The sequence below is a fragment of the Bacteroidota bacterium genome (assembly GCA_039714315.1).
Taxonomy (GTDB): Bacteria; Bacteroidota; Bacteroidia; order Flavobacteriales; family JADGDT01; genus JADGDT01.
Map to the genome: position 1 here is coordinate 17,401 of JBDLJM010000023.1, position 10,902 is coordinate 28,302.

Here is a 10,902-nt window from a genome sequence, read left to right on the forward strand (position 1 = left end):
CAATATGAATAAGGCGAAAAACGGAAAATTAATAGACGGATTAATTAGCAGATATCCTGAGTTGGAGGTTTGTAAATCAGATATCGAACTTGCAGCGGAGATATTGTTAGCTTCATTTAAAAACGGAAAGAAACTTTTAATTTGCGGAAACGGAGGAAGCAGTTCCGATTCCGATCATATTGTGGGAGAGTTGATGAAGAGTTTTAGTAAAAAGAGAGAAATATCACCCGAAGTAAAAAATAGTTTAATAAATATTGATTCCGATTCGGGACAATACCTTGCTGAGAAGCTGCAGGGTAGTTTACCTGCAATTTCTCTTAGTGCCCATTCCGGATTAACTTCAGCCGTGGCAAATGATATAGATGCCGATTTAATCTTTGCACAACAGGTTTTGGGATACGCAAAAAAAGGAGATGTTTTAATTGGGATAAGTACTTCCGGAAATTCTAAAAATGTTGTTAATGCTGCTATTACAGCCAAGGCAATGGAAATGAAAGTGATTGCTTTGGTCGGAAATAAAAAAGGTACTCTCAATAATTATTGTGATGTAGCTATTGAAGTGCCATCAGGAATTACTCCTTTCATACAAGAATATCATTTACCTATTTATCATGTTCTGTGTAAAATAGTAGAGGAAAATTTGTTTTAGATGCGAATACTTATTTTGTCCATATTTCTGCTGGTTTTTACTTCATGTAATGATAAATTCACTACTGCGAAAGAGCGTCAAATAACCTTTACGGAGAAGAATCATGCTTTGGATAATAATGATAACTTTTCGCCGGATAATAAGTTTTTATGTTACGATACCAGAGGAACAGTTTTCAACGAAAGTCTCGATAATACTAAGTCAATTGAAATAGTAGAAATAGCAACAGGAAAGGAAACTATAATTTGGAATCCCCCAAGTATAACCGGCAATCAAGCTGCTCCTGGATTGGGTGCCACATCATATCACCCTATAGAGAATAAGTTAATTTTCATTAGTGGACCTTCAATAGAAGAAGTTGAAAAAAGGGGTTTTTACAGTCAGAAAAATCGAACGGCATTAGTTGTTAGTACTGATGGATTGCAAAATGTTTCGTATCCTGATTTAAGGGATGTAGAATCAGAAATTACTCCTTTAGGAGCCCATAGAGGAGGTACCCACCGACATGAATATTCTAAAAAAGGTAATCGTATAGGTTTTACTTACGATGATTATTTATGTACAGATTATGACAGGACAATAGGAGTGCTTTTCGAATGTAATTACGCCCCTAAGGGGGCAACACATTGTTTTTCACTGATTGTAAAACCAGCTAAAAAGGGTCAATCAAAAGCCGGAGAGATAGAAAAAGCTACAGGTGATTCGTGGGTTGATTCAGTTGGAACCAAAAGAGCTTTTATAGGAAAAGTAAGAGCTGAGAATGGAGAAGATTATGAAAATTCATTGTTTGTAGCAGAATTGCCGGATTATATAGAATCAATAAAGTTGAATTCGGGAACAAAAAGTACTTACCCTGAAGCTATGGATGGAGTAAAAATTAGAAGATTAACAAATAGCAAATTTGCCGATGGGATAGTTCGTGGATCAAACGATGGAAAGTATATTGCTTATTTTGACCGAGATTCATCAGGAGTGAAACAGATTTTTATTATCCCTGTTGATGGATCTGATATGTTGGATGATATACGCTTTAAACCACATCAAGTTACATTTAATAACTCTGATGCATCCGCATTACGTTGGCATCCCACAGGAAAATACATATTTTATATAGTAAGTGGTAATATTGCAGTAAGCAGATTGGGTAAAGGAGCTATTGAAAACAGGACAACCTTTTTAACTAATGACGATAAAAAGCGAGAACATCTTGTAGTATCGCACGATGGTAAAACCTTAGCCTATACTATAAAAGTTACAGGAAAAGATAAACAGGAGTTTAGACAAATTTTTATTCTCGATTTTAATCCGATACAATAAATGGATCAACGTTATAATCCACGGATTTTTGTGTTGCCCCCATTTTTTTATTCAAATTCTCAGATAGGGTATATTGTTTTATGTGAGATGTCTACAAAAAAAATCAGATAAGCCTATAGTTAGCATCTATAGTTTATTTATAATAATTCCATTTTATGTCATAATTTTGCTATTGGAGTTTTTATAGAGTTGACAGTTAAGGGAAATGGCTGTTCTTTTTATATAATAAGTATAGAGAATAATGAGAAAAGTTACGTTTAGAGAGGCTATAGCTGAGGCTATGAGTGAAGAAATGCGACGCGACGAGAGCATCTTTCTTATGGGAGAAGAAGTTGCTGAATATAATGGAGCTTATAAAGCATCGAAAGGTATGTTGGATGAGTTTGGTTCGAAAAGAGTGATAGATACACCAATTGCTGAGGCCGGATTTGCCGGAATAGCAGTTGGATCTGCCATGAATGGCAACAGACCTATAGTTGAATTTATGTCGATGAACTTTTCGTTGGTTGCAATAGATCAGATTATAAACAATGCTGCGAAAATGCGCCATATGTCAGGAAGTCAGTTTAATATTCCTATTGTATTCAGGGGGCCATCAGGCTCTGCTGGTCAGCTTGCTGCAACACATTCGCAATCATTCGAAAACTGGTATGCAAATGTTCCGGGACTAAAGGTAGTTGTTCCTTCTAATCCCTATGATGCCAAAGGTCTGTTAAAAGCCTCTATTAAAGATGAAGATCCTGTGATATTTATGGAGTCGGAACAAATGTATGGCGATAAAGGAGAAATACCTGAAGGTGAATATATAATTCCTCTTGGGGTAGCCGATGTAAAAAGAGAAGGTAGTGATGTAACTATAGTTTCTTTCGGGAAAATTATAAAGGAGGCCTACAAAGCCGCTGAGCAGCTTGAAAAAGATGGGATCAGTGTTGAAATAATCGACCTTAGAACTGTTCGTCCGTTGGATTTTGATGCAATTTTGAAATCGGTAAAAAAGACTAACCGTTTGGTTATTCTTGAAGAAGCATGGCCATTTGCGTCTGTATCTTCCGAAATAGCTTACAGAGTACAATCGGAGGCATTTGATTATTTGGATGCACCCGTACAAAGAATTACAACACCTGATACACCTGCACCATTTTCGAAGAAATTATTCGAGTTATGGTTGCCCAATGCCGCAAAAGTAATAGAAGCTGTTAATAAGGTTATGTATAAATAGGGTGAGAAAATAAAAGATACCTGACTTACTCAGTCAGGTATCTTTTATATTGAAGCAATTAAACAAAGGGATTATACTTAAAAATTCCACCCAATTCTAAAATTAGCTGTTGCCAGATAGGGAGAAACGCTAAAATTATATCCTTTCTTTATTTCATAATCATCGTCTGAATCGTAACCGCTGCTAAATTTTGTCTTCAGTTTTTTTGTGTATCCTAATCCATATCCGGCCTCAAGTCCCAGGTAAAGTTTTTTGATAATATAATAGTCGACTCCTGCAAAAACTCCTAAGCCAAAATTAAAACTACCATCAGGTACCATACGGCCGTTAACCCATTTATCGTAGTATACATCACCTTCGAATTGAAAATCTTCTTTATATACAAACCGCGAGAAACCAATTGCCATTTGTCCTCCAACATATGGTGATAATCTTTCGGTTCCCTTAAAATGTAATTCATAACCGGGTTTTAGGTTTATAGAAAAGTAAGATCTTCTTACCTTTAATTCTTTCTGATCCCAATCAGGATTCTCTTGTTGAATGATATCTGAAGACTTATTAATGCTGAAATTTGCTCCCAATCTATAGGCGCCACTTTCTGAGTTGAACAGACTGAAGTCGGATCTGAATAGTCTTACTTTAAAACCTCCGGGCAGGCTGAATTGTCCTCCCTGATCAGAACCAAATATTTTACCGGGGTCGAAGTTTAGTTCTATAGATCTGTCGCCTTCAGATTGCTTGTATTTCGGAGCAGAATTATCAGGTTGAACTGTTTCCTGAGCTTTTGTAATAGTTATTGATAGGAATAACGCAAGTAAGGTTAGTTTGATTTTCATATCAGTGTGATTTTTATTTTAGATTGTAACATCTTAATCCTTACTCATGGAAGAGTAATGTAATAAGGTGTAAATAATCTTTAAGTAAATTTTTTTTCAGGTTTTGCTAACCGGTTTTAGGGTATTAGTATAAATAATACCAAATAAACATCAAAAACCTTTAGGCTCAGCGCAGCTAATACACATTATCTTCTTTGTGTAATTCATTTTTACCCGCATAAAATATCTTATTCACAAAACAATAACTTCAATTGAGTTCATGAAACCTTTAGGTTAAACCGAAGATTCGACGGAGTCAACCGCTTCGCTTATTACCTTAGCCCTGCTATGCAAGAGATTTGATACTCGTAAAAAAGAACTACACCTCAAATCTAACGGAGCATCTTGAAATTTAATTGGTATAAGTAACTGCAATATAGTAATTATCAATTGAGTATAGTCATGAAAAGTGTTATTTTAATGTTGCTTATTAAATGTTTTGCAGGCAGATACCCGAAATTTTACAATAAATTCAGTTTATCACATAATTAAGCTTATTTATAATTAGTCTTTTTTAAATTGAATAGCTTATTGTACATTTGTGCACTATTTTGAAATATAGTAAGATGACTATAAAAGAGATTCAAGAGGATATAATAGATGAGTTTGAGATGTTTGATGATTGGATGGAAAAATACGATTACATCATTGAACTTGGAAAAACACTCCCTCTGATAGATGAAAAATATAAGACTGACGAGTATTTGGTAAAGGGATGTCAGTCGCAGGCATGGTTGCACGCTGAGTTGGTTGACGGAAAAATAGTTTATGAGGCCGATGGGGATGCTATTATTGCTAAAGGAGTTTTAGCCTTACTGTTTAGAGTTCTTTCTAATCAGCCACCGCAGGATGTGGTTGATACAGATTTGGATTTTCTTAACAAGATCGGGTTAAAAGAACATCTTTCACCAACAAGAGCTAACGGGTTGATGGCGACGATAAAGATGATGAAGTTTTATGCTGTTGCATTGAATGCAAAATCAAAAAAAGATTAATTTTAGAATGATTACAGAAACGCAAATTCAGGTTTTAGGCGATCAGATTGTGGAAGTATTACACACAATTTATGATCCGGAAATTCCTATTGATATATATGAGTTGGGATTGATTTATGATGTTCAGGTATCTGATCATGGCGATGCTAAAGTAGTGATGACCTTAACTACCCCAAACTGTCCGGTTGCTGAATCACTTCCTCAGGAAGTTAAAGACAAGATTGCCGGAATTGAGGGTATTACCAGTTGTGAGCTGGAGTTGACCTTTGAACCACAGTGGACAAAGGATATGATGAGCGAAGAGGCATTGCTGGCTCTTGGTTTTCTATAAGAGAAACGGGAAAAGATAAAAGATAAAAGATAAAAGAGGAAAGATAAAAGAAAAAAGAGAAAAGATTAAGGGAGATTTATTAATTAGCTCTTGATCTTTTCTTTTTTTAGAAATTCCAGATTTCGGGATAGTCCTTTAAACTTTGTACGCTTAACAGGTGATTTCTTAAAAACTTTTCTGAATACTTCTTCTGTCATCTCGTGCCAATCATCTTTTGTAAAATCCAATAGTCCGCCCTGGGCTTCGAATAATGGCTCTTTATGTGGTGTTGAGAATTTGTTCCACGGGCATACATCCTGGCACACATCACAGCCAAAAGCCCAATTGTCCATTTTTCCTTTAAATTCAGAAGGTATTTCATTTTTCAATTCGATGGTGAGGTATGAAATGCATTTGCTGCCGTTTATTATCTGCGGATTTTCGATTGCTTCTGTCGGACAGGCATCGATACACGCTGTACACGATCCGCAATGATCCGTAGCCGGAGAATCTGCTTCCAGTTCCAGGTCGATTATTAATTCAGATATAAACCTGAAAGAACCTTCTTTGTAAGTAATTAGGTTTGCATTTTTTCCAATCCAGCCAAGTCCCGATTTTTTTGCCCACGCTCTTTCAAGTACAGGAGCCGAGTCAGTGAAAACTCTACCGTCTACATCTCCGATTTCGTCATGAATAAAATCCATTAGTTGCCGCAGTTTTTTCTTAATTATATCATGATAATCCTGACCGTAGGCATATTTTGAAATTTTGGGTGCTTCCTGATCTTTTTGAGTGTCAGAAGGGAAGTAGTTGTATAAAAGAGATATTACTGTTTTTGCACCCGGAACGAGTAATCTTGGATCGAGTCGTTTATCGAAATAATTTTCCATATACGACATTTCGCCATGGTAACCCGATTTTAGCCAATTTTCGAGACCTGTTGCTTCGCTTTCCAAAAATTCTGCTTTGGAAAAACCAACAGATGTAAAGCCAAGCCGTTTTGCTTCTTCAATTATTTGTTTTTTATGACTTGTATTATTTAACATCGCTACAAAAATAATCATATACCAATTACAATATGAAATGAACCTGATAAATTCGAGATATTTTTTCTTTAAACGAGTTTGAAATTCTTTGATAAGCTGGGCTACAGGAATAATTTTAAAAGAAGTATAAAGGGAAAAGATAAAGAATTTGTGGCTTATTTTTTACCTGATTAAAAATTAGCCGCGAATTATTAGCGCCGCCTACCGGTTGGCTTTGTTTATAATCATTCCCCCTGTGGGTCAAAATTGTTAAGATTTTGTAATGCTCGTTTGATCTAAGAAAAATATTCTAGCTGCAAAATGGTATAATTACCCGATATTTATCAACACCCGGGTGCAGAGCAACGAAATATAATCCGCCCGGATGGAAGTGGCAGCCTTTGTTTGGGATAGCTTGTGAGAAATATATTTTGGCGGCTGAGCCTTAGCGAAGACCCCGAAATGTGATTTTCGAACTGCTATGCCGGGCAAAGCTATAGCGGAGAGCCGGAAATAGCGCCAAAAACAAGATATGGGAAACATCAGTAATTATAATATATTTGATTATTAGATTTTGGGAGATAAAATAAAGATAAGGAAATGAATTCTGATATATTAAAACTGACAATTGTACAAACTGATATTGAATGGGAAGATGTGTCGGCAAACCTGAACAGATACAGTGATAAGCTGGCTTTGACGAAAGGTAAGGCCGATTTGATTATTCTGCCCGAAATGTTTTCCACTGGTTTTACAATGAATGTAGACAAGGTAGGCCAAAGCCCTGATGGTGAAATAGTGTCGTGGATGAAAAGTACTTCCCTAGAGTTACAAACTGCTGTATTAGGAAGTGTTATTATAAAAGAGGGGAACAGTTACTTTAACAGAGCATATTTCTTCTATCCGGATGGTAGTTTTGAGTATTACGATAAGAAACATTTATTTACTCTTGCCGGCGAGGAAAAAGTTTTTAGTCCGGGTAATGAAAGAAAAGTGTTTGAATATAAAGGTTGGAAAATAATGCCTTTGGTTTGTTACGATCTTCGTTTTCCGGTATGGAGCAGAAATGATCTCAATTATGATCTGCTTATTTATATAGCGAGTTGGCCTGATAAAAGACGTTTTGCTTGGCAGAACCTATTAAAGGCTAGAGCTATTGAAAACATGGCCTATGTAGCAGGAGTGAATAGGGTAGGATTAAATGTTAAAGGTTTTGATTATAGTGGAGATTCAGCGGTTTTGAATAGTTTGGGTGAGAGTATTTTTGAAGCGAAAGAATATGAAGAAGAAGTGGAAATAGTTGAGATAAGCAAGAGTCAGTTGGTAAAAACAAGAAAGGTTTTGGGATTTATAAATGATATAGATGATTTTAGGATAGGTTGATTGCCGAAATAATAACATTAAAAGTCTAAAGTCTAAAGTCTAAAGTCTAAAGTCCAAAGTCCAAAGTCCAAAGTTCAAAGTTCAAAGTTCAAAGTTCAAAGTTCAAAGTTCAAAGTGTAAAGTAGACCCTGGATTTATTTTAGGGTAAAAATATTAAAGTGTTTTTTTGTCATCAACTCACCTGTTGAGCTTTAGCATGATTAGAATTTTCGTGAAAAAAACTTTGGCCTCGCGATGGGAAAGCGTTAAGAATTTAAAATAAACGCAGAGACTATCATCACCGGGGTGTGTAAACTAGGATGTAATAGGCCGAATTATTAATAGCTGTCTGAAATAACTTATCACATAAAAATTTACAAAAAGGAAATTAATATGTTAACTTTCAGAACCAAAAAACATTAAAACAATATTGTATTATGTGGAGGAAAATAAAACCGGCCGGTAGTTTTAAGCTAATACTTATAGGCCTGTTGGCAATATTTAATTTTTCGCGTGTATTGGCACAGGATGCCGGATCGGAGGCTGCAGTTACTGACAGTGTGGTGACTTCGGTTTATGAAGAACTGGAAATTGGGGAGATATCAATAAAATTATCAGATATAAATATAAAGATAACCGGTATTGAAGAGAAGCTTATTAGCGATAATAAATTAACGCATTTGAAATCTGAAAATGAATCGTTCTTAAGTACGATTAATGCCGATTTAGAGGAGTATTCGGAAAAAGAAATACCAGTAAACGACAGAAGGAAGCTAAAAAACGATTTGACTTTCTGGGAGCAGCATCACCAGATGATAGAAGCCAGAAGCTCTGTTATTTCGGATTATACAAATGAACTTGATAACAGGCTGTCGAGGCTTTTGAAACAGGAAAAAGAACTTGAATTTATTTCGGAATTACTAACACAGGGCGAATATTCGGATGCAATCAGAGGAAGGTTGGCCGAGGGGATTGAATCTTTAAATAGGGTAAAAGCTAAAATTGAAGATAAAAGAAATTTTTTATTGGCCCTTTTGGATGATGATTTAGTGGTGGATGGCTTAGTTGTTGGAAGGGTAGATGAGTTAAAAAGAATTATTGAAACTCAGAAGACTGATTTATTTAGTTCAGGTCAGAAACCTTTATCCGGAATCGATTATTCTGAAGGTAATAACTGGTATGCCGGCGGAAAAGTACTGAAGTTTGCAAAGAATGAATTAGCTAATTTAAAAAGTTATCTTTCTATAAATATAGCATCGTTTATATTTCACATACTTTTTACTATAACTTTGATTTTTGTATTCACATATATTCATAATAAAGGCAATAGTGTTGGCCACGGGAAGTATTCGATGTATAAGAAATATTTTCTGGAATTTTTATATACACCAATCAGTTCCGGAATGATTATAGGTTTATTTATGTCGGTTTTTATTTATGATAATATGCCGTTAATACTCAGCGATATTTTCCGATTCATACTTGTATTCCCGTTGATGTATACACTTTTGAAAATCGTTCACGGGAGGTTTTATAAATATGTGTACGCATTAGGTGCAGTTATGATTATTCAGCTTATTTATGAGTTTATACCGACCGATAAGGTGGTTTCGAGAATTCTTCTACTCTTAATGGGAATAATAGAGATAATTTCAGTATTGCATTTTATTTGGCTGATAAAAAATAAAAATCTGTACCGCCACAGGTTGCTGCAGAAAGGGATGATTTTTGTTGCTTATATTTTTCTTACAATGATTGTTATTGGAATAGGAGGCAATATTATAGGTTATGTGAGTTTATCGGAGACTCTTATATATTCTGTTTATGGATCTGTTCTGGTGATAACCCTACTCGTATTAACTTTAATTGTAGTTAATGGCTTTTTGGTTTTCTCGTTCAAAGGAGTTCTGTCGGAAAAGATTGATGCGGTAAGAAAAAACAGAGATACACTTATTGATAAAACGACCAGGTTTGTGAACATTGTATTTTTTCTGTTTGTTGTTCATTTTCTACTTAGGATGATCAGGTTAGATGGCTCGGTTTATGAAGGTTTGTTTGACTGGTTGTCGAAAGAACGCAGTTTGGGTTCTGTGACTTTTACAACAGGAGGAACTATTCTTTTTATTTTAGTTATTTGGATATCGGCAGTAGTGTCGCAGGTTATAAGGTCGGTACTGGAAAACGATGTATTGAAAAAGATGAATCTGGATAAAGGTTTGCCACATACAATTTCGGTGATGGTACGTTATGCTATTATCACTATCGGCTTTTTTATTGCTCTGAGTGTTGTTGGCCTCCCTTTTTCTGAATTTGCCATAATTTTCAGTGCTTTTGGTATTGGTATTGGGTTCGGACTTCAGAATATTATTAATAACCTTGTTTCGGGATTCATTCTTTTGGTGGAGCGTCCAATTAAGATTGGCGATACTGTTGAGGTGGGTACAATGCTGGGAGTGGTAAAATCGATAGGTATTCGTGCCAGTAAAGTAAGAACCTTTGACGGAGCCGAGATTATAGTTCCCAACGGAAATCTGATATCGAGTGAAGTTATAAACTGGACCTTGTCCGATCAAAACAGGCGTATAGAGTTGATTGTTGGTGTATCATACAGCTCAAAGCCTCATCAGGTACACGATATTTTGATTAAGGTTCTCAATGAGCATAAGGAAGTGGTTTCCTATCCTGCCCCGACGGTATTGTTTAACGAGCTGGGAGCAAGCTCACTGGATTTCAGAATGCTTTTCTGGGTGCATGACGATTACTGGGTGAGAGTCAGGAGTGAAATTATGTTTGAGGTTTTTGACAAACTTAGCGAAGCCGGAATTGAAATTCCTTTCCCACAGCAGGACTTACATTTAAGGTCGATTGATGAAGGGATTGTGTTCAAGAGATCTGATGAGAGAGAAAAAGATAAAAGATAGAAGATAAAAGAAGAAAGAGGAAAGAGAAAAGAGAAAAGAGGAAAGATACCTGCCTGCGTGACTCAGTCAGGCAGGAAAGATAAAAGATAAAAGAGAAAAGAGAAAAGAGAAAAGAGAAAAGAGAAAAGAGAAAAGCCTGTCGAAATTCAGTGATTTCAACAGGCTTTTTTTATTTCAAGAACTTGATGCGGACTATAGTTTAGTCAGCCAGTTTCGCATATTTACTTCT

At 35.7% G+C, this 10,902-nt stretch carries 9 protein-coding genes; 7 read left to right on the top strand and 2 right to left on the bottom strand.

Annotated elements, in window-relative coordinates; genetic code table 11:
• Positions 1-4: 4 nt before the first annotated feature.
• The 3 genes from ABFR62_04285 (at position 5) to ABFR62_04295 (ending at position 3,185) form a co-directional block, all read left to right on the top strand.
• Entirely contained in the window at positions 5-649 is a 645-nt protein-coding gene (locus tag ABFR62_04285; protein MEN8137631.1) for an SIS domain-containing protein, read from the top strand.
• A complete protein-coding gene (locus ABFR62_04290) occupies positions 650-1,966 on the top strand; it encodes a DUF3748 domain-containing protein (protein ID MEN8137632.1) in 1,317 nt (438 codons plus the stop codon). It begins immediately after the preceding gene.
• Between the two features lie 241 nt (positions 1,967-2,207).
• A complete protein-coding gene (locus tag ABFR62_04295) occupies positions 2,208-3,185 on the top strand; it encodes a pyruvate dehydrogenase complex E1 component subunit beta (GenBank protein ID MEN8137633.1) in 978 nt (325 codons plus the stop codon).
• 77 nt (positions 3,186-3,262) lie between these two features.
• Here ABFR62_04295 and ABFR62_04300 read toward each other — a convergent pair whose 3' ends face one another.
• Positions 3,263-4,021 carry a hypothetical protein gene (locus tag ABFR62_04300; protein MEN8137634.1) on the bottom strand — a complete coding sequence of 253 codons (759 nt, stop codon included), beginning with the start codon at positions 4,019-4,021 and terminating at the stop codon, positions 3,263-3,265.
• Between the two features lie 605 nt (positions 4,022-4,626).
• On the opposite strand from ABFR62_04300, the gene ABFR62_04305 reads away from it, so the two are divergent.
• On the top strand, positions 4,627-5,055 hold the full coding sequence (locus tag ABFR62_04305) for a SufE family protein (GenBank protein MEN8137635.1): 429 nt from the start codon (positions 4,627-4,629) through the stop codon (positions 5,053-5,055).
• 7 nt (positions 5,056-5,062) lie between these two features.
• The gene (locus ABFR62_04310) at positions 5,063-5,386 is read left to right on the top strand and encodes a DUF59 domain-containing protein (GenBank protein ID MEN8137636.1); all 324 of its coding nucleotides are present in this window, start codon (positions 5,063-5,065) and stop codon (positions 5,384-5,386) included.
• A gap of 83 nt (positions 5,387-5,469) precedes the next feature.
• Here the strand turns inward: ABFR62_04310 and queG are convergent, their stop codons facing one another.
• The gene (queG, locus tag ABFR62_04315; GenBank protein MEN8137637.1) at positions 5,470-6,411 is read right to left on the bottom strand and encodes a tRNA epoxyqueuosine(34) reductase QueG; all 942 of its coding nucleotides are present in this window, start codon (positions 6,409-6,411) and stop codon (positions 5,470-5,472) included.
• A 579-nt stretch (positions 6,412-6,990) separates the two neighbouring features.
• Between queG and ABFR62_04320 the strand changes: the two genes are divergently transcribed.
• Entirely contained in the window at positions 6,991-7,773 is a 783-nt protein-coding gene (locus ABFR62_04320) for an amidohydrolase (protein MEN8137638.1), read from the top strand.
• 416 nt (positions 7,774-8,189) lie between these two features.
• On the top strand, positions 8,190-10,673 hold the full coding sequence (locus ABFR62_04325; protein ID MEN8137639.1) for a mechanosensitive ion channel domain-containing protein: 2,484 nt from the start codon (positions 8,190-8,192) through the stop codon (positions 10,671-10,673).
• The last annotated feature ends 229 nt before the right edge of the window (positions 10,674-10,902 follow it).